We start from the raw sequence: 25273 nt of genomic DNA on the forward strand, positions 1-25273 counted from the left end.
ATCACAAGGATGCCGGACAGACGGGCGTGCTGTGCGGCGAGAGGCCAATCGGAGTGGTGTTACCTGAGGTCCGGGCGGGTGTCAGCGGCCGGCCTTAGGCTGGCCGGGTGTCCAATAAGCCGGTGAGAGCACAGGCCAAGGGGTCCGCCGGAGTGACGGAGCCCCAAAATTCAGCCGTGGGCGAACAAGCCCCAGTGAACGCGTCCGCGAAGGCCGCTGCCACCCCCCAGGGCAAAGTTTCGGCCAAGAAACCGAAGCCGGCCAAGCCGGAATCACGCCTGGCCATGGTGCGCAGGGCGCGGCGGATCAACCGCGAGCTGGCCGAGATCTATCCGTACGCCCATCCGGAACTCGACTTCCGCAATCCCTTCGAACTGCTCGTCGCGACGGTGCTCTCCGCGCAGACCACCGACCTGCGGGTGAACCAGACGACACCGGCCCTCTTCGCCGCCTACCCGACGCCCGAGGACATGGCCGCGGCCTCCCCCGAACATCTGGAGGAGCTGATCCGGCCGACCGGGTTCTTCCGGATGAAGGCCAAGTCCCTGCTCGGCCTCTCGAAGGCCCTGCGCGACGACTTCGGCGGGGAGGTCCCGGGGCGGCTCGAAGACCTGGTGACGCTGCCCGGAGTGGGCCGCAAGACCGCGAACGTGGTCCTCGGCAACGCGTTCGGCGTCCCCGGGATCACCGTCGACACCCACTTCGGCCGGCTGGTGCGCCGCTGGAAGTGGACCGAGCAGCAGGACCCCGAGAAGGTCGAGGCGGAGATCTGCGCGATCTTCCCGAAGAGCGAGTGGACGATGCTCTCGCACCGCGTGGTCTTCCACGGCCGCCGGATCTGCCACTCGCAGCGGCCGGCCTGCGGGGCCTGCCCGATCGCCCCGCTCTGCCCGGCCTACGGGGAGGGCGAGACGGACCCGGAGAAGGCGGCGAAGCTGCTCAAGTACGAGAAGGGCGGCCAGCCGGGCCAGCGGCTGACCCCGCCCCCGGACTACCCGGGCCTGCCCGCACTGCCGCTGGGGGGTGCTCCGGCGCCGTCCTGAGCGGTCCCGGGCGGACCCCGCAGTGGCGCTGCACCTGAGGAACCAATCGGTACCCGCACTGCGTTTGGCGGTGTGGGAGATCACGGACGGGGATGCCTATGACGCGCGGTAGCGGTAGCGGTACACGGGACGAGGCTGCGGCGGGAGCCCGCGAGCGCGACGCCGTCGCCCTCAGCACGCACGGCCTGCCCGCCTGGCTCGACCCCGTCGTCGAGGCCGCCCGGAGCGTGCAGCCGCGGCAGCTGAGCCGGTTCCTGCCGCCCGAGGACGGCCGCGGGCGGCAGTCCGCCGTGCTCGTCCTCTTCGGGGAGGGCCCCCGAGGCCCCGAGCTGCTCCTCATGGAGCGCGCCGGCACCCTGCGCTCGCACGCGGGGCAGCCGTCCTTCCCCGGTGGCGCGCTGGATCCGGAGGACGGCGATCCGCACACCACCGGCCCGCTGCGCGCCGCGCTGCGCGAGGCCGAGGAAGAAACCGGACTCGACCCTTCCGGCGTCCAGCTCTTCGGTGTGCTGCCCCGGCTCTACATCCCGGTCAGCGAGTTCGTCGTGACCCCGGTCCTCGGCTGGTGGCGCACCCCCAGCCCGGTCGGCGCCGTGGACCCGGCCGAGACGGCCCGGGTCTTCACGGTTCCCGTGGCCGATCTCACGGATCCCGAACACCGGGTCATGGCCGTCCACCCGGCCGGCCATCAGGGGCCGGGATTCACGGTCGAATCGGCTCTGGTCTGGGGTTTCACCGCCGGGGTGATCGATCGGATCCTGCATTTCGCAGGCTGGGAGCGCCCCTGGGACCGCACGCGCCAGGTCCCGCTCGACTGGCGCGCATGAGACGGTGGCCCACGTGAACGTGCTGGACATCCTGTTGCTGCTCGCCGCCGTGTGGTTCGCGATCGTCGGCTACCGCCAGGGGTTCGTCGTCGGCATCCTGTCGGTGATCGGATTCCTCGGCGGTGGCCTCATCGCCGTGTCCCTGATTCCGCTGATCTGGGACCGGGTGACGGACAACGGCACCCAGGTGTCCACCACCGTCGTCGTCATCGCCGTCGTCGTGATCATCGTCTGCGCCTCGGTCGGCCAGGCCCTGACCACCCACCTCGGCAACCGGGTCCGCCGCCAGATCACCTGGTCACCGGCGCGCGCCCTCGACGCGACCGGCGGCGCCCTGGTCAACGTCGTCGCGATGCTGCTGGTGGCCTGGCTGATCGGACTGCTGCTCGCCGGGACCGCAATACCCACCCTGGGCAAGGAGGTCCGCAACTCCAAGGTGCTCCTCGGCGTGTCGAGGGTGCTGCCCGACCAGGCGAACACCTGGTTCATGGACTTCAGCTCCACGCTCGCGCGCAACGGCTTCCCCCAGGTGTTCACCCCGTTCTCCAACGAGCCGATCACCGAGGTCAGGGCACCCGACCCGGCGCTCGCGATCAGCCCCGTGGCCGAGCAGGCCAAGCGCTCGATCGTGAAGGTCGTCGGCACCGCGCCCAGCTGCAGCAAGGTGCTGGAGGGCACGGGCTTCGTCTTCGCGCCCGGCAAGGTGATGACCAACGCGCACGTCGTCGGCGGCGTCGGCGAGCCGACCGTCCAGATCGGCGGCGAGGGCAAGCTCTACGACGCCAAGGTCGTGCTCTACGACTGGGAGCGCGACATCGCCGTACTGGACGTGCCCAAGCTGAAGGCGCCGGCGCTGGAGTTCACCGACAAGGACGCGACGAGCGGCAGCGACGCGATCGTCGCCGGCTTCCCGGAGAACGGCGCGTACGACGTCCGCGCCGCCCGCGTCCGCGGCCGGATCAATGCCAACGGACCGGACATCTACCACCGCGGTACTGTCCGACGGGACGTCTACTCGCTGTTCGCGACCGTCCGCCAGGGCAACTCCGGCGGCCCGCTGCTGACCCCGGAAGGCAAGGTGTACGGGGTCGTCTTCGCGAAGTCCCTCGACGACCCGAACACCGGCTACGCGCTGACGGTGGACGAGATCCGCGACGACATCCAGACCGGCAAGGTCGCCGACCGGCGGGTCCACAGCCAGGGCTGCGCCCTCTGAGGCACCGCGCCCGCCGGGCCCCTACGTCCGTGGATGGCGCAGGCGCGCCGAGACCCAGCGGGCCCGTCGGCGCAGGATGCGCGGAATCCCGAGGCGGAGGTCGTGGCCGTGGCGGCCGGCCCTCTCGTGGGTGCCCGGCGTAGCCGCCGAGCGGTGTTCGTGCGCGGTGTCACCGTAGTCGTGCGTCCAGCTCATACTCCGAGCTGTGCCCGTGCCCCAAGGTCGGTAACCCCGCCAGGGGCGGCCAATTGGCCTATGCGCCAGGCAATTGAATGCTCGTAAGACGGGCGTACGAGCGAACTGTCCGACTTTCACAGGGTGGTCGGGTCCGGCCGGGTGCCGGACGGAGGGCCCGGCGCGGGACCTGACGGAGAGTCGGCCGGAGGGCGGTGCGGCGGTCCGGTGTGGCGGTCCGGTGCGGCGGTCCGTGCGGTGGTCCGTGTGGCGGTCCGGCTCAGCGGTCCGGCTCGGGATCCTTCAGCCAGTTCACCAGCTCCGTCGAGAAGGCCACGGGGTCCTCCTCGTGCGGGAAGTGCCCGAGCCCGTCGAACAGCCGCCACCGGTACGGGGCTTCGACGTACTCCCCGGACCCGGCCGCACTGCGCGTCCGCATCACCGGGTCGAGCGAGCCGTGCAGATGCAGCGTCGGCACCCGCACCGGCCGCTTCATCCGCCGGTTGAACTGCAGTCCGTCGGGCCGCGCCATCGACCGCATCATCCAGCGGTACGGCTCGATCGAGCAGTGCGCGGTGGACGGGATGCACATGGCCCGCCGGTACACGGCGAGGTCCTCCTCCTCGGGCGGACGCGGCCCCGACCAGTCCCGGATCAGGTCCCCTACGAGGGCCCCGCCGTCGGCGACGAGTTGACGCTCGGGCACGAACGGCCGCTGGAAGCCCCAGATGTGCGAACTGGCCCGCGTCTGCCCGAAGTCCGACAGCATCGCCGAGCGCCAGCGGCGCGGGTGCGGCATGGAGGAGACGACGAGCCGGCGCACCAGCTTGGGCCGCATCACGGCCGCCGTCCAGGCGAGGTACCCGCCCAGGTCGTGCCCGACGAGGGCGGCGTCCGGCTCGCCGAGGGACCGTACGACCCCGGTGATGTCGAGGGCCAGATTGGCCGGGTCGTAGCCGCGCGGGGTGCGGTCGCTGCCGCCCACTCCGCGCAGGTCCATCGCGACCGCCCGGTACCCGGCGTCGGCGAGCGCGGTCAGCTGGTGCCGCCAGGTCCACCAGAACTGCGGGAAGCCGTGGAGCAGCAGCACCAGTGGCCCGTCGCCGAGTTCGGCGACGTGGAAGCGGGCGCCGTTCGCGGCGACGTCCCGGTGCGTCACCGCCTGCCCGCCGGGAAGGCCGAGCCGTACCGCCGTGGCGGCTGTGGGGGGAATGCCGGAATCCGGGGTGGGCGCTGTCATGAGGACGAGCGTGCCACACCCACAGCCTTGTCACTCACCGGCCGCGGGTGCGGCTTGACGGTCCCGACCATCGCGGCGGTCTGCTTGACGGAGGCGATGGACCTCTCCGGCGGCTTGATCTTCTTGAACTTGCGCACCGCGATCAGCACGAGCACACCCGCGATGAGCAGGAACGCACTGCCGACGATGAGGAAGGACCAGGCGAGCCCGAGCCCGAGGTTGTGGATCCCGTACGCGGCGGCGAAGGTCAGCACCGGAAGCGAGAAGACCGCGAGCACACCTGCGCCGGCGAGGGAGGCGGAGCCGCTGCCCACGCGCTTGACGTCCTCGCGGATCTCCGCCTTGGCGAGGGCGATCTCGTCGTGAACCAGGGCGGACATCTCGGCGGTGGCCGAGGCGACCAGCTGGCCGAGTGTGCGCTCGGCTCCCTGCGCCTCTTGGTCCACTGCGCTCATCGCTCTCTCCCTCTGTCGTCTGCTGCCGTGCGGCTGTCCTGCGTCGTCAGTCAGATCATGCCGGACGGTCGCCCTCGGTGGTGGACCCGGCCGTGCTTTGGAGCGCCGCGGCCGCCGCGCTCTCGGCCTTGCGGCGGTGCTCCGCGGCCCGGTCCTCGTAGATCCTGGCCATCCTCAGGTGGTACTCGGGGTTGTGCTCCTCGTAGATGTCCGGGATGCCGTCGAGGTCCTCGTCCCGTTCCTCGGCGTCGGTGAGCGCCTTGTACCTGCGGTTGCGGAGCTTGAGCATGATGCCCGCGATCAAGGCGGCGATGAGCGAGCCGATCAGCACGGCGGCCTTGACCTCGTCGGTGAGGACCGGGTCGCCGGTGAAGGCGAGCTCGCCGATCAGGAGGGAGACGGTGAAGCCGATGCCGGCGAGCGAGGCCACGGCGAGCACGTCGGGCCAGGCGAGGTCTTCGTTCAGTTCGGCCTTGGTGAAACGGGCGGCCAGCCAGGTGCCGCCGAAGATGCCCACGGCCTTGCCGACGACGAGGCCGAGGACCACGCCGAGGGTCTCGGGCCGCGTGAACACCTGGGCGATGGCCTCGTCGGAGAGCGAGACGCCGGCGGACATCAGCGCGAAGAGGGGCACGGCGAGACCGGCCGAGATGGGCCGCACCAGGTGCTCGATGTGCTCGCCGGGGGAGTGCTCCTCGCCCTCCCTGCGGGTGCAGCGGAGCATCAGGCCCATGGCGACGCCGGCGATGGTGGCGTGGACCCCGCTGTTGTACATCAGGCCCCAGATGACCAGCGCGAGCGGGACGTAGACGTACCAGCCGCGGACGCCCCGGCGCAGCAGGAACCAGAAGAGGGCCAGGCCCACGAGCGCGCCGCCGAGCGCCAGGAAGTCGATCTCGCTGGTGAAGAACACTGCGATGATCATGATGGCGAAGAGGTCGTCGACGACCGCGAGCGTCAGCAGGAAGGCGCGCAGGGCCGACGGCAGGGAGGTGCCGAGGACGGCGAGGACGGCGAGCGCGAAGGCGATGTCGGTGGCGGTCGGGACCGCCCAGCCGTCCATCGCGCCGTTGCCGAGGACGTTGACCAGTACGTAGACGAGCGCGGGCACGGCCATGCCGCAGACGGCGGCGATCACCGGGAGGGCCGCCGCCTTGGCGTCGCGCAGATCGCCCGCGACGAGCTCGCGCTTGAGCTCGATGCCGGCGACGAAGAAGAAGATCGCCAGCAGCCCGTCGGCCGCCCAGTGCTCGAGCGAAAGGTCCAGGCCGAGGGCGCTGGGGCCGATGTGGAAGTCCTGGACCGCCTGGTAGCTGGCCGCCAGGGGTGGGGTGTTCGCCCAGATCAGGGCGGCGACGGCGGCTGCGAGCAGGAGCACGCCGCCGACGGTCTCGGTGCGCAGGGCATCGGCGACGAAGCGGCGCTCGGGCAGCGAGAGCAGGCCGAGCAGCTTGCGGCTCTGGCGGTCGGTGGGGCTGGGCGCTGCCACGAGGGGGCACCTCCGGGGTCGGTTGGACGGCATGGCGAAGCACATTGCCGACCAGACTTCCCGGCGCACCCTGTGGTCTTTCTTTACGCTTTAAATATTTTACAGGGTGTACGCGAGGGCGTATCCGGCGATCTTCACTTTATGTGCGAAAGGGGCACCCGGCGCGTCACGCCGGGTGCCCCTTTCGGTGTGCCTCGGTCCCTCGGTCTCTCGGTCCCTTGGCGTCCTGGACTCTTGGTGTCAGTCCTCGCTGCCGGCGGCGGCCGGGAGCTTGCTCTGGATCAGGTCCATGACCGAGGAGTCGGCGAGCGTGGTGACGTCACCGACCGCGCGGTTCTCCGCCACGTCGCGCAGCAGACGGCGCATGATCTTGCCCGAGCGGGTCTTCGGCAGCTCCTGGACCGGCAGGATCCGCTTCGGCTTGGCGATCGGGCCGAGCGTGGTGCCCACGTGGTTGCGCAGGTCGGCGACCAGGGTCTCGGTCTCGGACGCGCTGCCGCGCAGGATGACGAATGCCACGATGGCCTGGCCGGTGGTCTCGTCGTTGGCGCCGACCACGGCCGCCTCGGCGACCGAGGGGTGCGAGACGAGCGCCGACTCGACCTCGGTGGTCGAGATGTTGTGGCCGGACACCAGCATCACGTCGTCCACCCGGCCGAGCAGCCAGATGTCCCCGTCGTCGTCCTTCTTGGCGCCGTCACCGGCGAAGTACTTGCCCTCGAAGCGCGACCAGTACGTGTCGATGAACCGCTGGTCGTCACCCCAGATGGTGCGGAGCATCGACGGCCACGGCTCGGTGAGGACCAGGTAGCCGCCTCCGCCGTTCGGGACCTCGTGCGCCTCGTCGTCCACGACGGTGGCGGAGATTCCGGGCAGGGCGCGCTGCGCGGAGCCAGGCTTGGTGGCCGTGACGCCCGGCAGCGGGGAGATCATCATCGCGCCGGTCTCGGTCTGCCACCAGGTGTCCACGATCGGACAGCGGTCGCCGCCGATGTGCTTGCGGTACCAGATCCAGGCCTCGGGGTTGATCGGCTCGCCGACCGAGCCCAGCACGCGCAGGCTCGACAGGTCGAACTTCGCGGGGATGTCGTCGCCCCACTTCATGAAGGTACGGATGGCCGTGGGCGCCGTGTAGAGGATGGTGACGCCGTACTTCTGCACGACCTCCCAGAACCGGCCCTGGTGCGGGGTGTCCGGCGTGCCCTCGTACATCACCTGGGTGGCGCCGTTCGCGAGCGGCCCGTAGACGATGTAGGAGTGCCCGGTCACCCAGCCGATGTCGGCGGTGCACCAGTAGACGTCGGTCTCCGGCTTCAGGTCGAAGACCGCGTGGTGGGTGTACGCGGCCTGCGTGAGGTAGCCGCCGGAGGTGTGCAGGATGCCCTTCGGCTTACCCGTGGTCCCCGAGGTGTAGAGGATGAAGAGCGGGTGCTCGGCATCGAAGGGCTGCGGGGTGTGCTCGGCGGACTGGCGGCCGACCACGTCGTGCCACCACACGTCGCGGCCCTCGGTGAAGGCGGTGTCCTGGCCGGTGCGGCGCACGACGAGCACGTGCTCGACCTGCGGGCACTTGGCGACGGCCTCGTCGATGGCGGGCTTCAGGGCGCTGGGCTTGCCGCGGCGGTAGCCGCCGTCGGCGGTGATGACCAGCTTGGCGTCGGCGTCCTGGATGCGGGAGGCGACGGCGTCGGCGGAGAAGCCGCCGAAGACGACGGAGTGCGCGGCGCCGACGCGGGCGCACGCGAGCATCGCGACGACCGCCTCGGGGATCATCGGCAGGTAGACGGCGACGCGGTCGCCCGCCTCGACACCGAGCTCGGTCAGGGCGTTGGCGGCCTTGGAGACCTCGTCCTTGAGCTCGGCGTAGGTGATCGCGCGGCTGTCGCCGGGCTCGCCCTCGAAGTGGATGGCGACGCGGTCGCCGTTGCCGGCCTCGACGTGGCGGTCCACGCAGTTGTAGGCGACGTTCAGCTTGCCGTCCGCGAACCACTTCGCGAAGGGCGGATTCGTCCAGTCGAGCGTCTCGGTCGGCTCGGTGGCCCAGGTCAGCCGCCGGGCCTGCTCGGCCCAGAAGCCCAGCCGGTCCGCGTCGGCCTGTGCGTACGCAGCCTCTGTGACATTGGCGGCGGCGGCCAGATCGGCAGGCGGTGCGAACCGCCGCTCCTCCTTGAGCAGATTGGCCAGGCTCTCATTGCTCACGACATCTCCCTTTCCCAGGGTGTCCGTTGTGTCCCCGGGCATAGCTCATCAGTCAGCGGCCCAGGTGACAAGGGGTAGCCGAGAATTGGTTTAGACCTATATCACGATCGGCCCGCACGCGAACGACGCGCGAAGGCCTCTTCCCGCTGCAGGGGGCGGGAAGAGGCCACACGATTGCACGGATACCGGAGGCTATCGGTTCACGGGCGCCGGGGTTCAGGCGTGCCGCGATGCAGGTGTGCCGCGGCTCAGCGTGCCGTGGCTCGGCGTTCAGGCATCGAGGCGTTCAGGCGTGCTGGCCCACCGTGTCGAAGACGCGGCAGTCGAAGAAGTCCTCGCCCTCGGACAGCAGGTAGGCCTGCGCCTCGCCCACGTGGAAGTACATCCCGTGCAGCTCCAGGGTGCCCTCGGCGAGCCGCCTGGCCACCGATTCGTGCGCCCGCAGATGCTCCAGCTGCTGGACCACATTGGTCAGGCACAGCTGCTCCACCGCGTCCGCCGGGAGCCTGCCCGAGATCCGGGCCCAGGCGTGGTGGCGGCTGGCCATCCGCTCCAGGCTGGGCAGTCCGTGCCGCAGCCAGCGGCGCAGCGGGGTCATCGGAACCCCGGGCGCGGAGCTGAGCAGCGCCTGCATGGCCCCGCAGCCCGAGTGCCCGCACACGGTGATGCTGTCCACCTTCAGTACGTCCACGGCGTACTCGATCGCCGCCGCCACGGAGTCGTCCGTGGACTCCGCGCCGGGCAGCGGGACCAGATTGCCGACATTGCGGACCGTGAACAGGTCGCCCGGACCGCTGGCCGTGATCATGCTGGTCACCAGGCGGGAGTCCGCGCAGGTGAGGAAGAGCTGCGAGGGCCGCTGCCCCTCGCGGGCCAGCCGGGCCAGCTCGTCCCGCACGTGCGGGGCGGTGTCGCGCTGGAAGGCGCTGATCCCGCTGGCCAGTTGGCCGGCGCCGCGCCGCCGGGGCGCCGGCGTGGGGGTTTCGGCCGCGGAGGTCTCGGCGGCCGCCGCCGCCCTGGCCGCGGCCGTCGGCGTACGGGTCCCCGTGGGGCGGTGGTCGCAGTGGTTCTGCCAGGGGGTCCAGGGCCGGCAGCACTGGTGCACCCCGCGCTGGGCCGCTCGCCGGGAGCGGTCTGCGCCGTGGGCCGCGTGGATCTCGTCGCCGGCTGCCCCATGGGGCCCGTCGGAGCCGCCGGCGCCGGCGTCCGGATCGGTACCGTCGGCCGGGTCGGCGTCCCCGGTGGTGCGGGTCGCCGAGCCGGAGCGGCCGGTGACCTCCAGCGAGCCCCCGTGCGCCAGGTGGGACTCCTGCCAGTCGTGCAGCGTCTCGTAGGCCGCGTGGTCCATGAAGGAGCCGTCCAGCTCGATCACCGCGTGCCCGTCGTGCGGAATCTGGTTCAGCACCCGGCTCAGCCGCGGCACCGCGAGGAAGGTCAACTGCCCGCGCGCCCGCACCCGGTGCGTCCCGCTGTCCAGCCGTTCCATGGTGATCCGGGTCCGGGCGAGCCGGTGCAGGGCCAGGGCGACGGCCACCGCGATGCCGATGGCCACACCCTCCAGGACCCCGCCGAGTACCACGGCCACGATGGTCGTGCCGTAGACCAGGATCTCCCGGTGCCGGGTGACGCTGCGCAGGTGGGTGATGCTGACCATCTGCACGCCCACGGCCATCACCAGCGCGGCCAGTGCGGCCAGCGGGATCAGGTCGAGGACCGGGACCAGCAGCCCGGCCGCGAGCAGCACCCAGAGCCCGTGCATCATGGCCGATTTCCGGCTGACTGCGCCGGACTTGACGTTCGCCACGCTGCGGACGGCCACGCCCGTGATGGGCAGTCCGCCCAGGGCCCCGGAGACGATGTTCGCCGCGCCCTGCCCCCGCAGTTCCCGGTTGAGGTCGGCGCGCGGCGGCCGGTTGCCCGTGCGCCGCTCGGAGGCGATCAGCTTGTCGGTCGCGACGGCGGAGAGCAGGGACTCGACGCTGCCGACCAGGGTGATGGTCAGTACCGCGGCGATGATCCCGAGGACCGGGCCCTCGGGCAGCTCGGGCAGGGCGTGGCTGCTCCAGGACGGCAGGTCCACCCGGGGCAGGCTGAGCCCGGCCAGCGCGGCGAAGGCGGTGGCCATGCCGACGGCGGCGAGCGCCGCCGGCACCTTGCGCAGGGCGCGGCCCACCCGCCCGGGCAGCCGAGGCCAGCCGAGCAGGACGATCAGGGTCAGCACGCTGATCCCGAGTGCGACCGGGTGCAGGTCGGCCAACTGGCCGGGCAGGCCCTGGACGTTGGCCACGGCGGAGCTCTGCGGTGTGCCGCCGAGCACGATGTGCAGCTGGGCCAGGGCGATGGTCACGCCGATGCCGGCGAGCATGCCGTGCACGATGGCCGGGCTGACCATGAGCGCCGACCGGGCGGTGCGCAGTGCGGCGAGGCCGAGCTGGCAGAGGCCGGCGAGCACGGTGATGGCACACGTGGTGCGCCACCCGTAGTGCTGGATCAACTCGGCGGTGACCACGGTGAGTCCGGCGGCGGGGCCGCTGACCTGGAGCGGGGCGCCGCCGAGCCGTCCGGCGACGATCCCGCCGGCCGCCGCGGCGACCAGCCCCGCCTGGAGTGGGGCGCCGGTGGCCAGAGCGATGCCGAGCGAGAGTGGCAGGGCGATCAAGAAGACGGCGATGGAGGCGGAGAGGTCCGCGGGGAGGTCTTTGCGGATCTGTTCGGTCGTGCGCGTGGGGGAGGTGGCTGTCATAGGTTCCCGTCTCCTCTGAGGGAGGGATGAAGCGGCGGGAGTCTCAACACTCGGTAAATGGATGGTAATGGAGAGTAAAGGCAAGCGGTGAATAATACGGGCAAATGGCCCATGAATTAGCACTCAAGAGTGATTAAGCATTTTGTCCGGCTTGTCATACCTTCTTCAAAGTTGACCCCGTGGGACGTTGCGGAACGGAAGTCCTGCGATGGAACTGCGAGGGAGAGGTGGGGCGGATGATCGCCGCCACGAAGAAGATCGCCGGCGGCCTGGTCGCCACGGCGCTGGTCCTGGGAGTCGCCGGGTGCAGTGCCTCGGGACCCGCCAAGTCCCCGAACCCAGGGGCCCCGAACGCGCGGAAGGGCAACGCCCCCGAAGCTCCCGGCAGCGTCAACCGGCCCATCGGCGACGGTTCGACCGCTTACACCGGCCCCCAGCCGAACGTGCAGAAGGCGCAGAAGCTGAAGCCCGGAGAAAAGCCGCCGCAGTTCGTGGTGTTCTCCTGGGACGGGGCCGGTGAGGACAGCCAGAAGCTCTTCTCGCACTTCCGCGAGGTCGGAAAGCAGTACAACGCCCGCATGACCTATTTCCTCAGCGGCGTCTACATGCTCCCCGAGGAGAAGCGTTCCCTCTACACCGCGCCGCAGCACTCGCCCGGCCGCTCCGACATCGGCTTCGGCGACCTCCAGGGCATCAAGGACACCGCCACCCAGGTCCGGGGCGCATGGCTCGAGGGCAACGAGATCGGCACCCACTTCAACGGGCACTTCTGCGGGCCGGACGGGGGCGTCGGCACCTGGTCCGTGGACGAGTGGAAGAGCGAGATCAACCAGGCCAAGTCCTTCGTCAAGAACTGGAAGACCAATGCGGGCCTGAAGACCATGGATGCGCTCCCCTTCGACTACGAAAAGGAGCTCATCGGCGCCCGCACCCCCTGCCTCGAAGGTCAGAAGAACTTCATGCTGGCGGCGAAGGACATGGGCTTCCGCTACGACTCCAGCGGCATCAGCAAGCAGATCTGGCCCAAGAAGACGGACGGGCTCTGGGACGTCCCGCTCCAGCTGGTGCCCATGCCGGGGCGCGCCTTCGACACCCTGAGCATGGACTACAACTACATGGTCAACCAGTCCGGGACGACCTCGCAGGGAGATCCCTCGCAGCACGCGTACTGGGGCGACCAGATGCGCGACGGCCTCCGGGAGGCCTTCGACCGCGTCTACCAGGGCAACCGTGCGCCGCTGATCATCGGCAACCACTTCGAGTCCTGGAACGGCGGCACCTACATGCGCGCCGTCGAGGAGTCCATCAAGACCATGTGCACCAAGCCGGAGGTCCGCTGCGTGCCGTTCCGCGAGCTGGTGGACTGGCTGGACGCCCAGGACCCGAAGGCCCTGGAGTGGATGCGCACCCTCGACGTCGGCGAGGCGCCGAAGCAGGGCTGGGCGAAGTTCCTGACCGCGGGGCCGCCGGCAGCGCCGGCCGCCCCCGCGGGCGTCAAGCCGGCTGCGGAGCCGGCTGATGAGAGTGCGGACGAGGGCTGACGAAGGACTCGCCTCCGGCAGCGCTCGCGACGCCCTCGCGCAGGGTGAAACCGGGGTCGATCTGGTCCGCCAGGTCGGCCCCGGTCTTGGCGTTGCCCCAGCTCTCCGCGTTCTTGAGGTGGAACCGCACCATCTGCTCGGTGTACCGGTCCCAGTCGCGGTGCGCGTACGAGTCGTCGGCGGCGTCCTGGAGCGCCTGGAGGGCGAACCGGTTGGTCGCCTCCAGCAGCTCGAAGGCGGCCGGACGGCCCTTCTCCATCGCCCGTACCCAGTCGGAGTGCCCGACGGTGACCAGCAGGTCCTCGCCCACCTCGTCCTGGAGGAACTCGATGTCCTCGGGGCCCTGCACCTTGTTGCCGACGACCTTCAGGGCGACGCCGAAGTCCCGCGCGTACTCCTTGTACTGGCGGTAGACGGAGACGCCCTTGCGGGTCGGCTCGGCCACCAGGAAGGTCATGTCGAAGCGGGTGAACATGCCCGAGGCGAAGGAGTCGGAGCCTGCCGTCATGTCGACGACCACGTACTCGTCCGGGCCGTCGACCAGGTGATTGAGGCACAGCTCGACCGCCCCGACCTTGGAGTGGTAGCAGGCCACGCCCAGGTCGGCCTCGCTGAACGGCCCGGTGGCCATCAGCCGGACGGGCTCCCCGTCCAGCAGGAGCGTGCGCGCGCAGGCCTCGTACACCGGGTTGTCCTCGGTGACCCGCAGCAGGCGGGAGCCCCGGCCGGGCGGCGTGGTCTTGATCATCGTGTCGGCGGACGCGATGCGCGGGTTGGAGCCCCGCAGGTACTCCTTGATCAGGGGCAGGTGCGCGCCCAGGGCGGGCAGTTCGGCGGCCTCGTCCTCGCCGAGTCCGAGCGCGGCGCCCAGGTGCTGGTTGATGTCGGCGTCCACCGCGACGACGGGGGCTTCATTGGCGGCGAGGTGGCGGATGAAGAGGGAGGACAGCGTCGTCTTGCCGCTGCCGCCCTTTCCCACGAAAGCGATCTTCATGTTCACCAAGCGTAGTGGGTCGGTAGCACGGTGTTGTCAAGCTGAGTGAAGAAGACCACTCCAAGGAGGGGTCGGTGCTATGGGTGCGCAGTGCGTAGGCTCCCTACTTATGAGTAGCGCTTCTGACCCGTTGGTCGCCCTGGCCGGGCTTCCGGGTGTCGCCGATTCCGTGGATTCCGTACGCAAGGCCGTGGACCGCGTCTACGGGCACCGGGTGATGCGCCGCCGCAGCGGTGAGATCACCTCGGAGGCCGCCCTGCGCGGCGCCCGCGGGAGCGCGGCGCTGTCCGGTGCGGACTGGGCCCTGGAGGAGGTGCGCCGCCGCACCGACTTCGGGTCGGAGCCGGAGGCGCTGACGGTGGGCGCGGCTCTGCGGCTCACCGCGGAGGCCGGGCAGCTGCTGAGCATCTGGCGCCAGTCGCCGCTACGGGTCCTCGCGCGGCTGCACCTGGTGGCGTCGGGGTCGACGGCGGAGGGGGACGTGGTCGGCCGCCCGCGCCTGGCGGGCGAGCAGGTGGTGGAGCCCCTGGTGGACCTCCCGCTGCCGAGCGCCGAGGAGGTCGCGGGCCGGCTGGACGGCCTGTCCCGCCTGATCATCGCGGGCGGCTCCGCCCCGGCCCTGGTCACGGCGGCGGTGGTGCACGGCGAACTGCTGGCCCTGCGCCCCTTCGCCTCGTACAACGGGCTGGTCGCGAGGGCGGCCGAGCGCATCGTCCTGATCAACAGCGGTCTGGACCCGAAGGCGATCTGCCCGGCGGAGGTCGGCCACGCGGAGCAGGGGCGCGAGGCGTACCTGGCCGCTTTCGAGGGCTACGTCTCCGGTACCGCGGAGGGGATGTCCGCCTGGATCGCCCACTGCGGGCGGGCGATCGAGCTCGGGGTGCGCGAGTCGACGGCGGTGTGCGAGGCCCTGCAGCGCGGCGCGGCCTGACCCGGGGGCGGAAGGCCGGGGCGGAGGCGGGCGGCCGACGGGTTCGGATCGCCCCCGGACATGGGTTGCGGCGACACCGTACTGCTTTGGTGTCGCCGCTGGCATTTACGCCCAGTTACCAAGCGTCCTCGATAGTTGCCCATCAGGTCGGGGACTTTGCCCGTTACCTGGTGCGGCTGGCCCGTAATCGACGGGTCGACGTCGCGTGGGTGCTCGGCGTTCATGCTTCGGTCCGTGGGCCTTACTGCGTTTTAAAGATGATCCTCTCGGATGTTCTTTGGTCTCGCGGGCCGTTGCTTTATTTGTACTCCGCTTCGGTGCCATGCGAAACCCCTGGCTCCACTTTTTACTTTCCGGGGCGAGTCCGGGTGAACCGGACAGCCCGTATCCGCGCAGGTCAGGACAATCAGCCGGACGCGGCGGCGGCCAGTGCATTGGCCCGGCGGCGGCTCGCGTACCAGACCAGCCCGGCCGTGGCGGCTGCCGCGCCCACGGCGGCCGCTGCGACCAGGGCCGGACGCGTCGGCATCGAGAGCCCGGGAAGCCGCTGCTTGAGCCGCACGGGCCGGTTGAACACCAGGACCGGCCACTCGCGGGCCACCGCTTCCCGGCGCAGCGCACGGTCGGGATTGACCGCGTGCGGGTGTCCCACGGCCTCCAGCATCGGGATGTCGGTGGCCGAGTCGCTGTAGGCGTAGCACCGGGCGAGGTCGTAACCCTCGGACTCTGCGAGCTCGCGCACCGCCTCCGCCTTGGTGGGCCCGTAGGCGTAGTACTCGATCTCGCCGGTGAAGCAGCCGTCCTCGCCCACGACCATGCGCGTGGCGACGACCCGGTCCGCGCCGAGCATCTCCCCGATGGGCTCGACGACTTCCGCGCCGGAGGTCGACACGATGACCACGTCGCGGCCCGCCGTGTGGTGGGCCTCGATCAGTGAGGCGGCCTCGTCGTAGATGATCGGGTCGATGAGGTCGTGCAGGGTCTCCGCGACGATCTCCCGCACCTGCTGCACGTTCCACCCCTTGCAGAGGCCGGACAGGTACTCCCGCATCCGTTCCATCTGATCGTGGTCGGCGCCGCCGGCCAGGAAGATGAACTGCGTGTACGCGGTGCGCAACACGGCTCGCCGGTTGATCAGGCCGCCTTGGTAGAAGGACTTGCTGAACGTCAGGGTGCTCGACTTCGCAATGACCGTCTTGTCCAGGTCGAAGAAGGCTGCGGTGCGAGGCGAGGAGTGCGGCAAGGGCTGATTTTCCACGCCTCGAGCATATGCGCCCACCATTCGGCGTAAGGTGTGGCGCGTGGGTTTGCCTGAGAGGGCTCTCGGGTACACCATGGAAGTCACGGATCGTTCGCGACCGTGCTAACCCGGTCTGGCTCCTCCCCCCCCGAGTCGGACCGTGGGGACGACCCCCGCTCTCCCCCCCGGCGGGGGTCGTCGCATGTCCGGACGCGGTTCGCGTCCCTGCCTTCGGCCCCAAGTGGCCATCCCCCCGGCCCTCCTCTTGTGCGGGGCCGACGCGGCGAAGGCCCTCACCACATCAGACTCGTGACGGTGCGTAGTGGTTCCGCCGCGCTCCGGAACTCACCTGCGTGGGTGACCGGGTTATTCACAATCGATGGGTTGTCCACAGTTATCGAGCAAGATCCACTTGTTTTTCCTGATCGCTGCACGGTGATTCCAGCCGCGAAGTCCGCGGTGCTGGATTTGCAGTGAGAAGGGGGCGGAGATCGTGGCTCGATCGAAGTCGTGTGAAACGCCGGAGTCCGTGGTGGCGGGCACGGGAGCAGGGGTGGCAGCGGCGGCCGGAGCCGCGCCCGGCGGCGGGCGGCCGCTGATCATCACCGAGGATCCCGTGCTCCTCGACGACCTGCTGAGGCTGTGCGCCGCCGCGGGTGCCGAACCGCATGTGCACCACGCGGTGCCCGGGCAGAGCGGTGCGGGCGGTGTGTCCGGCGCAAGTGACGGGAGTGCCGGTGCTGTTGGCTGGGATTCCGCGCCGCTCGTGCTCGTCGGGGACGACGCCGCGGGGCGGGTCCGGGGGGCGCCGCGCAGGGCCGGGGTGCTCCTCGTCGGCCGGGACCTGGACGACCCCCTCGTGTGGCAGCGCGCCGTGGAGATCGGCGCCGAGGAGGTGCTGCGCCTTCCCGACGCGGAGAGCCTGCTCGTCGACCGCATCGCCGACGTCGTGGAAGGGGCCGGGCGGCCCGCCCTCGCCGTCGGGGTGATCGGAGGCGCCGGCGGGGCCGGAGCCTCCACCCTCGCCTGCGCGCTCGCCGTCCGGGCGGCCCGCGCCGGGGAGCGGACCATCCTCATCGACGGCGATCCGCTGGGCGGGGGCATGGACGTGCTGCTCGGCGGCGAGAGCGCCGAAGGGCTGCGCTGGCCGGACTTCGCGGCGTCGCGGGGGCGTGTCGGCGCCGGAGCGCTGGAGGAGTCCCTGCCCGAGCTGCACGCCCTGCGGGTGCTCAGCTGGGACCGAGGGGACCGGGTGGTGGTGCCGCCCGCCGCGATGCGGTCGGTGGTGGCCGCCGCGCGCCGCCGGGGCGGGGTCGTGGTGGTCGACCTCCCGCGGCGGGTGGACGAAGCCGTGGCCGAGGTGCTGGCCCAGCTCGACCTGGTGCTGATGGTGGTCCCGGGCGAGCTGCGGTCGGTGGCCGCGGCGGGCCGGGTGGCGGCCGGGGTGCGGATGGTGGCCCGGGACGTGCGCGTCGTCGTACGGGGCCGCTGCCCGAGCGGCCTGGACCCGGAGGCCGTGGCGGGGCTGCTGGGGGCGCCGCTGGCCGGCGAGGTGCCGGTCGAGGTGGGACTGCCGGGGCGGGTGGCCGAGGGGGAACCGCCGGGGGCGCAGGGGCGGGGCGCACTGGCCCGCTTCTGCGACGGCTTCTGGCAGCGGGCGCTCGGTCCGGCCCAGGGGGTGCCGGCATGAGCGCGGTGCTCCTGGACGCGGTGCGCCGGCGGCTCGCCGAGAGCGGGGCCGAACCGACCCCGGCTCGGGTGGCGGCGGCCCTGCGAGCCCAGGGTCGGCTCCTCGGGGATGCCGAAGTGCTGGGTGTGGCCGCAGAGTTACGGTCCGAGCTGGTCGGTGCGGGCCCGCTGGAGCCGCTGCTGGCCGACCCCGAGGTCACCGATGTGCTGGTGGCGGCCCCCGACCGGGTGTGGGTGGACCGCGGTGGCGGACTGGAGCTGACCGGGGTGACCTTCGCCGATGCCGCGGCCGTGCGCAGGCTCGCCCAGCGGCTGGCCGCCGTGGCGGGACGGCGCCTCGACGACGCCCGGCCCTGGGTGGACGCCCGCATGCCGGACGGCACCCGGCTGCATGCCGTGCTGCCGCCGGTGGCCGTCGGCTCGGCCTGCCTCTCGCTGCGGGTGGTGCGGCCGCGGGCGTTCACGCTGGAGGAGCTCGTCGCGGCGGGGACGCTGCCGCCCGGCGGGCACCGGCTGCTGCGGGACATGGTCGAGGCCCGGCTGTCGTTCCTCGTCTCCGGTGGCACGGGAACCGGCAAAACCACTCTGCTCAGCGCCCTGTTGGGGCTGGTGGGGCCAGGCGAGCGGATCGTGCTGGCCGAGGACTCGGCCGAGCTGCGCCCCGACCATCCGCATGTGGTGCGGCTGGAGACCCGGCCGGCCAATCAGGAGGGGGCGGGTCTGGTCACGCTGGCGGACCTGGTCCGGCAGGCACTGCGGATGCGGCCCGACCGGCTGGTGGTCGGCGAGGTGCGGGGCGCCGAGGTGGCGGATCTGCTCGCCGCCCTGAACACCGGACACGAGGGCGGCTGCGGCACCGTCCACGCCAATGCCGCCGCCCATGTCCCCGCCCGGCTGGAGGCGCTCGGGACGGCCGCGGGGCTCGACCGGGCCGCCCTGCACAGCCAGTTGGCCGCCGCGCTGACCCTGGTGCTCCACCTGGTCCGGGACCGCGAGGGCCGGCGCCGGCTGGCCGAGGTGCACGTGCTGGAGCGGGACGCCGCCGGACTGGTGGTCACCGTACCGGCGCTGCGCTGGGCCGCCCGGGGCTTCGTACGGGAGCGGGGCTGGGACCGGCTGCGTCCACTGCTGCGAGGTGCCCGGTGAGCGCCGCGGCGGGGCTGCCGGTGCCGGTGTTCGCCGGGGTGCTGTGCGCCGGGGCGGCCGCCTGGGGGCTCTCGGGGGGCGACCGCATGGTCCGGCGGGCGCGGGTGGTGCTGGCCGCGGGCGGTCCGGCGGTCCCCGGCGGACCGCTGCACCGGGAGCGGCTGCTGATCGCCGTACGGGTGCGGGCGGCGCAGTGGCGGGAGTGGGCCTGTGTCGGGGCCGGCCTCCTGGTCGCGGTGGTCGGTGGGTCGGTGATCCCGCTGCTGGCGGGCGCGGCCGCGCTGCCGCTGCTGCGGAGGTGGCTGCGGGTACGGGCGCGGGAGCGGGCCCGGGCGGCGCGGGCCGCCGAAGTGGTGGCCCTGTGCGGGGCCGTGGTGGGCGAGTTGCGCGCGGGAGCCCAGCCCGGGCAGGCGCTGACGGCCGCGATGCGGCGCACCGCTGCGGGCCCCGGCGGGCCGGGTGCGGCGGAGGCGGGGGTGCTGGCCGCCGCGGCGTTCGGCGGGGACGTGCCGGGGGCGCTGCGACAGGCGGCGAAGGAGCCCGGCGCGCAGGGGCTGGCCGGGATGGCCGCCTGCTGGCGGGTGTCGGTGGACGGCGGTGCGGGACTGGCCGCCGGGCTGGACCGGCTGGAGGGGGCCCTGCGGGCGGAGCGGGACCGGCAGGAGTCGCTGCGGGCCCAGCTGGCTGGGGCGCGCTCGACGGTGCTGGTGCTCGCCCTGCTGCCGCTGGTGGGCCTGCTGATCGGCACCGGGCTGGGGGCGGATCCGCTGCGGGTGCTGCTGCACACCCCGATGGGGTGGGGCTGCCTGCTGGCGGGCGCACTGCTGGAGGCGCTGGGGCTGTTGTGGTGCCGGCGGATCGTACGGGCGGGGGAGCGGTGATGAGCGGCTTCCTCGTCCACAGGCTGGGGATCGCGCTGGGCCTCGCCGTCGTGGCCCTCTGGGTGGGGTGGGCGGTGGTGGCGCGGGTCCGGGAGCGGTCGGCCCGGCGCAGGATCACGGCCCTGCTCGGGGTGGAACAGGGTCTTCGCGGGCCGGTGTTCGCTTCCGCGGTGCGGGGTGTGGTGGCGGCCTGGGCCGGGCCGGCCGGGGCGCTGCTCGTGTGCTGGTTGCTCGTCGGCGGGACGACGGGTGCGGTGGCCGGCGTGCTGGCCGCACTCGGGGTGCGGCGGTGGCAGGCGAGGGCGCGGCCGCCGGCCGGGGTGGATCCGAGGGAGGCGGAGCGTCAGCTGCCCTTCGCCGCTGATCTGTTGGCCGCGTGCCTGGCGGCCGGGGCGGGTCCGGTGGAGGCCGCGGAGGTGGTCGGGGAGTCCCTGGGCGGTCCGGTGGGCGAGTGTCTGGCGCGAGCCGGGGCGGAGCTGCGGCTCGGCGGCGAACCGGGCGCCGGGTGGGGGAGGTTGGCCGAGATACCGGGCGCCCGGGCCCTCGCGGAATGCCTGGAGCGGGCCGCCCGGACGGGGGCGCCCGCGGCGGAACCGGTCTCCCGGCTCGCGACGGGCCTGCGGGAGGAGCGGGCCCGGCTGGCGGGAGCCAGGGCGCAACGGGCGGCGGTCCTCGTCACCGCGCCGGTGGGGCTGTGTTTCCTGCCCGCTTTTCTCGCGATCGGGGTGGCGCCGGTGGTGATCGGAATGGCCTCGGGACTTCTCTCGAACACCTGACGTCGCATTGACCACAAACATCAACAACGAAAATCCACAGGAGGTTTGCCATGAGGATCATCTGGTTTCGGGTGCGGACGGCGCTGCGCGGTCGCGGGAGCGACGCGGGGATGTCCACCTCGGAATACGCCATGGGCACGATCGCGGCCTGCGCATTCGCCGCCGTTCTCTACAAGGTGGTGACGAGTGAAGTCGTCGCGACGGCCCTTCAGTCGACCATCGGGAAGGCGCTCGATGTGCCGTTCTGAGGGGAGGTCCGTGGCGCGCCGGGGAATGTCGGACCGGGGATATGTGACGGCGGAGGCGGCTCTGGTGATCCCGGCGCTGGTGCTGTTCGCGGCGTTGCTGGTGTGGGCGCTGATGGCGGCGGCCGCTCAGATCCGGTGCGTGGACGCGGCCCGGGCCGGCGCCAGGGCGGCGTCCCGGTCGGAGCCGGCCGAGGTGGCCGTGGCGGCGGCGCGGGAGGCCGCGCCGCCGGGGGCGCGGGTGGAGCTGGAGCGGGTGGGCGACCTCTGGCGGGTCCGGGTGGCGGCGCCGGCGCCGGGGCCGGGTGGGCTCCCCGTACGGCTCGGGGCGCAGGCGGTGGCCCTGGCGGAGGACAGCGTGGGGCCGCCGCCGTGAGCCGGGACCGGGGCTCCGCCACGGTCTGGGCGGCGCTGGTGGCCACGGTGCTGGGGGCGGTGTTCGGCGGGGTGCTGCTGCTCGGCCAGGCCGTCGTGGCCCGGCACAGGGCGGCTTCGGCCGCCGATCTGGCGGCGCTCGCCGCGGCGGCCACCTGGGCCCACGGACCGGAGATCGCCTGCGCCACGGCATTGCGGGTGGCCCGGGCGCAGGGAGCGGGGCTCGCCGGGTGCCGTCTGCACGGCGAGGTCGCCGAAGTGACGGCCCGGGTCCCGGCGGGCCCCTTCACCCCCGCCGTCGCGGCCCGTGCGGGCCCGCCTCGGGCGTCGCCGGACTGAGCCGGGCACAGGAGCCCGGGCAGGGCCTCAGGGGCTGTCAGGGCCCTGGTCAGGGCCGGAGGGCGGGGTCGGCGGGGATTCGGCGAGGAGGCGGGTGAGGAGACGGATGGCTCCGCGTTTGTGGAGGGGGTCGTTGCCGTTGCCGCACTTGGGGGACTGGATGCAGGAAGGGCAGCCGGCATCGCACTCGCAGGCGGCGATCGCGTCGCGAGTCGCCGTCAGCCAGGCGGCGGCGGTGTGGAAGGCGCGCTCCGCGAAGCCGGCGCCGCCGGGGTGGCCGTCGTAGACGAACACCGTGGGGAGGAGGGTGTCGGGATGCAGCGGCACGGAGACGCCGCCGATGTCCCAGCGGTCGCAGGTGGCGAACAGCGGGAGCATGCCGATGGAGGCGTGTTCGGCGGCGTGCAGGGCTCCGCCGAGGATCTCCGGGTTGATCCGGGCCTCGTCGAGCTGGTCCTCGGTCACCGTCCACCACACGGCCCGGGTGCGCAGGGTGCGGGGCGGCAGGTCGAGTTTGGCCTCGCCCAGGACCTCGCCGGTGATCAGCTTGCGGCGCAGGTAGGAGACGACCTGGTTGGTGACCTCGACGGAGCCGAAGCAGAGCCGGGCCGAGCCCCACGGGATCTCGGTCTCGGTCTCCAGGATGGAGATGGAGGTGGTGTCGCGGGCGGTGGTGGAGAAGGGCGGGTTCGCCTCCTCCACGAGGGCCGCCGAATCCTCCAGGTCCAGGTGTTTCACGAGATACGTGCGGCCCTGGTGGAGGTGGACGGCCCCCTCGTGGACGGCGGTGTGGGCGGCCGACTCGTCGACCGTGCCCAGCAGCCGGCCGGTGGCGGCCTCGACGATCTGCACCGGGCGGCCGCCGCCGCCCCGGATGTCGGTCAGGTCCGAGGCCCGTTCCCGGCGGGTCCAGTGCCAGGCGGTCGCCCGGCGGCGCAGCAGCTTCGCCGCTTCGAGCTGGGGGAGGAGGTCCTTGGTCGCCGGGCCGAAGAGGTCCAGGTCGGAGTCCGTCAGCGGCAGCTCGGCCGCCGCCGCGCACAGGTGGGGGGCGAGGACGTACGGGTTGTCGGGGTCGAGGACGGTGGCCTCCACCGGCTGGCGGAACAGCGCCTCGGGGTGATGGACGAGGTAGGTGTCCAGCGGGTCGTCGCGGGCGATCAGCACGGCCAGGGCGCCCTGGCCGGCGCGCCCGGCGCGGCCGGCCTGCTGCCACAGGGAGGCCCTCGTGCCCGGGTACCCGGTGATCAGTACGGCGTCCAGCCCGGAGACGTCCACGCCCAGCTCCAGGGCGGTCGTGGCGGCCAGTCCCAGCAGCTCGCCGGAGTGCAGGGCCCGCTCCAGGGCCCGGCGCTCCTCGGGCAGGTAGCCGCCCCGGTAGGCCGCGACCCGCCGGGCCAGCGAGCGGTCCACCTCGGCGAGCCGCTCCTGGGCGATCACCGAGATCAGCTCGGCGCCGCGCCGGGAGCGGACGAAGGCGACCGTGCGGACCCCCTGGACGACCAGGTCGGTCAGCAGGTCGGCGGTCTCCGCGGTGGCCGTACGGCGTACGGGGGCACCCTTCTCGCCCCGCAGCTCGGTGAGCAGCGGCGGTTCCCACAGGGCGAAGACCAGCTCGCCGCGCGGGGAGGCGTCGTCGGTGATCTCGATCACCCGTACGCCGGTCAGCCGGGACGCGGCGGCCGCGGGATCGCTGGCCGTGGCGGAGGCCAGCAGGAAGACCGGTTCGGAGCCGTAGCGGGCGCACAGCCGCCGCAGCCGGCGCAGGACCTGTGCCACGTGGGAGCCGAATACCCCGCGGTAGGTGTGGCACTCGTCGATCACGACGTAGCGCAGGGCCCGCAGGAAGGAGGACCAGCGCGGATGGGCCGGGAGGATCCCGCGGTGCAGCATGTCGGGGTTGGTCAGGACGTAGTTCGCGTACTGGCGCACCCACTCGCGTTCCTCGACGGGCGTGTCCCCGTCGTAGACGGCGGGGCGGACGGCGTTGCCCAGCGGGGCGGCCAGTTCCCGTACGGCGCGCCGCTGATCGGCCGCCAGTGCCTTGGTGGGGGCCAGGTACAGGGCCGTGGCGCCCCTGCCGTTCGGCGCCTCGGCGCCGTCCGCGAGGGCGGAGAGCACGGGCGCGAGGTAGGCCAGGGACTTGCCCGAGGCGGTGCCGGTGGCGACGACCACCGACTCGCCGTCCAGGGCGTGCTCGGCCGCCGCGGCCTGGTGTTCCCACGGATGGTCGATGCCGGCGGCCTGGATGGCGGCTACGACATCCGTTCGGATGCGATGGGGCCAGACTGCATGACGGCCCGCCCGAGGGGGCAAGTGCTCCGTATGGGTGATGCGCGCAGCTCGGGAAGGCCCCCGTGACAGGCGGTCCAGGACCGTGCCGGGAGTGGGTCTTGGGTCCACGGGTGGCTTGGGCCGTCCGGGACCGTGAGTATTGGCCATTGGAACCGAGTGTGTCACCGGCGTGCGGGACAATGGTCCGAAGGCGTCGTGCGCGCCTGCCGGTAAGTGATTGAATGCCATCGCGGCAGCCAATCCCTCGCCTACCTTCGGGTGGGGAGGCCCCTAGGGGGCGCCGCTCGATAGCAAGGTGCTGGAGGATCCGTGGACCTGTCCCTGTCGACTCGCACTGTCGGCGACCGTACGGTCGTGGAGGTCGGTGGCGAGATTGATGTGTATACCGCGCCCAAGCTGCGCGAGCAGTTGGTCGAGTTGGTGAACGACGGCAGCTACCACCTGGTTGTCGACATGGAGCGAGTGGACTTCCTCGACTCCACCGGACTTGGTGTGCTCGTGGGAGGTCTCAAGCGTGTCCGTGCGCACGAGGGTTCGCTGCGCCTGGTGTGCAACCAGGAGCGCATCCTGAAGATCTTCCGCATCACCGGTCTGACCAAGGTGTTCCCGATCCACACCACGGTGGAAGACGCCGTCAACGCCACCGACTGACGGCTCCAGGCGGCCCCCGGCAGCCTTCGGGCGGCCGGGAGCCGGCAAGGAGAGCGGGGGTACCGGGCCATGGATGGCCCGGGCCCCTCTCAAGGCACGCCCGTAGTCCGAGGGGGACGCGCATGGCCACCGTTGAACTGCGCTTCAGCGCCCAGCCCGAACACGTCCGGACGGCCCGCCTGGTCGCGGCCGCCGTGGCGCGCCGGGCCGGTGTCGAGGAAGCCGTCCTCGACGAGGTCCGCCTCGCCGTGGGCGAGGCCTGCTCGCGTGCCGTCGGACTCCATCGCAGCAACGGCCTGACCGCGCCCGTCCGGGTGGTTCTGACCGAGGAGGACAAGACGTTCTCCATCGAGGTCGGCGACGAGGTTCCGGGACCGGCCGGCGGCGCCGATGCCGTACCCGGCCTCGAGGCCGCCCTGGACCCCGACGCCGACACCGAGGACGAGATGGGGCTCGCCGTGATCAGCGGGCTCGTCGACGACGTCGAGGTGACCAGTGGGGAATCGGGCGGGACCATCCGGATGAGCTGGCCCGTCTCCGGGTCCTCCGATCTTCCCTGAGATCCACAAGGCGCTCGCCCTTCATATCTTCCGATCTTTATCAAGGCCCTGCTGAGCAGGGCCTTTTTCATTTCCCTAGATCAATGACCGGGCGTCAATGCCTTTGCCCCATTACTACTTTCGAGGGTAATGGAGTGACGCGATCTATTGCTGAGGAGCAAGAGCACGCCAATTGCGTTTCCTGCGCACTGTTTTGATCGGGGCGCGCTCCCTACAATCCGTCCACA

The 25273-nt window shown here is 72.0% G+C and carries 23 protein-coding genes; 14 read left to right on the forward strand and 9 right to left on the reverse strand.

The window, feature by feature from the left end; genetic code table 11:
• The first annotated feature begins 176 nt into the window (after positions 1-176).
• From nth to OG472_RS24695, 3 genes are all read left to right on the forward strand, one after another.
• A complete protein-coding gene (gene nth, locus OG472_RS24685; RefSeq protein ID WP_405942075.1) occupies positions 177-1043 on the forward strand; it encodes an endonuclease III in 867 nt (288 codons plus the stop codon).
• Between the two features lie 92 nt (positions 1044-1135).
• A complete protein-coding gene (locus OG472_RS24690) occupies positions 1136-1870 on the forward strand; it encodes an NUDIX hydrolase (RefSeq protein WP_401611044.1) in 735 nt (244 codons plus the stop codon).
• A 13-nt stretch (positions 1871-1883) separates the two neighbouring features.
• Positions 1884-3086, forward strand: a complete 1203-nt coding sequence (locus OG472_RS24695) for a MarP family serine protease (RefSeq protein WP_383566849.1) — start codon at positions 1884-1886, stop codon at positions 3084-3086.
• Positions 3087-3107: 21 nt separating this feature from the next.
• On the opposite strand, the gene OG472_RS24700 is transcribed toward OG472_RS24695, so the two are convergent.
• From OG472_RS24700 to OG472_RS24725, 6 genes are all read right to left on the reverse strand, one after another.
• Positions 3108-3281 carry a hypothetical protein gene (locus tag OG472_RS24700; RefSeq protein WP_319722124.1) on the reverse strand — a complete coding sequence of 58 codons (174 nt, stop codon included), beginning with the start codon at positions 3279-3281 and terminating at the stop codon, positions 3108-3110.
• Positions 3282-3540: 259 nt separating this feature from the next.
• Positions 3541-4500, reverse strand: a complete 960-nt coding sequence (locus OG472_RS24705) for an alpha/beta fold hydrolase (protein WP_405831296.1) — start codon at positions 4498-4500, stop codon at positions 3541-3543.
• Positions 4497-4955, reverse strand: a complete 459-nt coding sequence (locus tag OG472_RS24710; protein ID WP_401611039.1) for a phage holin family protein — start codon at positions 4953-4955, stop codon at positions 4497-4499. Before OG472_RS24710 ends, OG472_RS24705 begins: the two co-directional genes overlap by 4 nt.
• A gap of 55 nt (positions 4956-5010) precedes the next feature.
• Positions 5011-6489, reverse strand: coding sequence for a Na+/H+ antiporter NhaA (gene nhaA / locus OG472_RS24715; RefSeq protein WP_401611037.1), 1479 nt, complete (start codon positions 6487-6489; stop codon positions 5011-5013).
• 195 nt (positions 6490-6684) lie between these two features.
• Positions 6685-8685, reverse strand: coding sequence for an acetate--CoA ligase (gene acs, locus OG472_RS24720; protein ID WP_383566836.1), 2001 nt, complete (start codon positions 8683-8685; stop codon positions 6685-6687).
• 244 nt (positions 8686-8929) lie between these two features.
• Positions 8930-11386 (reverse strand): SulP family inorganic anion transporter, encoded by a 2457-nt coding sequence (locus tag OG472_RS24725; RefSeq protein ID WP_405831299.1) that lies wholly within the window; start codon positions 11384-11386, stop codon positions 8930-8932.
• A gap of 236 nt (positions 11387-11622) precedes the next feature.
• Between OG472_RS24725 and OG472_RS24730 the strand changes: the two genes are divergently transcribed.
• A complete protein-coding gene (locus OG472_RS24730) occupies positions 11623-12927 on the forward strand; it encodes a hypothetical protein (protein WP_401611033.1) in 1305 nt (434 codons plus the stop codon).
• Here OG472_RS24730 and OG472_RS24735 read toward each other — a convergent pair.
• Positions 12881-13921, reverse strand: coding sequence for an ATP-binding protein (locus OG472_RS24735; RefSeq protein WP_405831301.1), 1041 nt, complete (start codon positions 13919-13921; stop codon positions 12881-12883). The two genes, OG472_RS24730 and OG472_RS24735, sit on opposite strands and share 47 nt — an antisense overlap.
• A 109-nt stretch (positions 13922-14030) precedes the next feature.
• Here OG472_RS24735 and OG472_RS24740 point away from each other — a divergent pair, with 109 nt between their 5' ends.
• Complete coding sequence (locus tag OG472_RS24740; RefSeq protein ID WP_383566824.1) at positions 14031-14852, forward strand: oxidoreductase; 822 nt, start codon at positions 14031-14033, stop codon at positions 14850-14852.
• A gap of 406 nt (positions 14853-15258) precedes the next feature.
• On the opposite strand, the gene OG472_RS24745 is transcribed toward OG472_RS24740, so the two are convergent.
• Positions 15259-16134, reverse strand: a complete 876-nt coding sequence (locus tag OG472_RS24745; RefSeq protein WP_401611029.1) for an HAD family hydrolase — start codon at positions 16132-16134, stop codon at positions 15259-15261.
• Positions 16135-16645: 511 nt separating this feature from the next.
• Between OG472_RS24745 and ssd the strand changes: the two genes are divergently transcribed.
• The 7 genes from ssd (at position 16646) to OG472_RS24780 (ending at position 21543) form a co-directional block, all read left to right on the forward strand.
• A complete protein-coding gene (gene ssd / locus OG472_RS24750; protein ID WP_405942076.1) occupies positions 16646-17782 on the forward strand; it encodes a septum site-determining protein Ssd in 1137 nt (378 codons plus the stop codon).
• Positions 17779-18927, forward strand: a complete 1149-nt coding sequence (locus OG472_RS24755) for a TadA family conjugal transfer-associated ATPase (RefSeq protein WP_383566819.1) — start codon at positions 17779-17781, stop codon at positions 18925-18927. The genes ssd and OG472_RS24755 overlap by 4 nt, the downstream gene beginning before the upstream one ends.
• Before the next feature lie 86 nt (positions 18928-19013).
• Positions 19014-19808, forward strand: coding sequence for a type II secretion system F family protein (locus tag OG472_RS24760; protein ID WP_405834924.1), 795 nt, complete (start codon positions 19014-19016; stop codon positions 19806-19808).
• Positions 19808-20584, forward strand: coding sequence for a type II secretion system F family protein (locus OG472_RS24765; RefSeq protein WP_405942077.1), 777 nt, complete (start codon positions 19808-19810; stop codon positions 20582-20584). Before OG472_RS24760 ends, OG472_RS24765 begins: the two co-directional genes overlap by 1 nt.
• Positions 20585-20634: 50 nt before the next feature.
• Positions 20635-20832 carry a DUF4244 domain-containing protein gene (locus OG472_RS24770; protein WP_319729372.1) on the forward strand — a complete coding sequence of 66 codons (198 nt, stop codon included), beginning with the start codon at positions 20635-20637 and terminating at the stop codon, positions 20830-20832.
• Positions 20819-21205, forward strand: coding sequence for a TadE family type IV pilus minor pilin (locus OG472_RS24775; RefSeq protein WP_401611025.1), 387 nt, complete (start codon positions 20819-20821; stop codon positions 21203-21205). Before OG472_RS24770 ends, OG472_RS24775 begins: the two co-directional genes overlap by 14 nt.
• Positions 21202-21543: an Rv3654c family TadE-like protein gene (locus OG472_RS24780; RefSeq protein WP_405831305.1), complete on the forward strand. Its 342-nt coding sequence runs from the start codon at positions 21202-21204 to the stop codon at positions 21541-21543. The genes OG472_RS24775 and OG472_RS24780 overlap by 4 nt, the downstream gene beginning before the upstream one ends.
• Positions 21544-21570: 27 nt before the next feature.
• On the opposite strand, the gene OG472_RS24785 is transcribed toward OG472_RS24780, so the two are convergent.
• Entirely contained in the window at positions 21571-24063 is a 2493-nt protein-coding gene (locus OG472_RS24785) for a DEAD/DEAH box helicase (RefSeq protein ID WP_401611022.1), read from the reverse strand.
• Between the two features lie 81 nt (positions 24064-24144).
• On the opposite strand from OG472_RS24785, the gene bldG reads away from it, so the two are divergent.
• Entirely contained in the window at positions 24145-24486 is a 342-nt protein-coding gene (bldG, locus tag OG472_RS24790; protein ID WP_008743037.1) for an anti-sigma factor antagonist BldG, read from the forward strand.
• 122 nt (positions 24487-24608) lie between these two features.
• Positions 24609-25046, forward strand: coding sequence for an ATP-binding protein (locus tag OG472_RS24795; RefSeq protein WP_327415512.1), 438 nt, complete (start codon positions 24609-24611; stop codon positions 25044-25046).
• Positions 25047-25273: the final 227 nt, after the last annotated feature.

This window comes from Streptomyces sp. NBC_00207, assembly GCF_045160965.1.
In the GTDB taxonomy this organism is placed as follows: domain Bacteria; phylum Actinomycetota; class Actinomycetes; order Streptomycetales; family Streptomycetaceae; genus Streptomyces.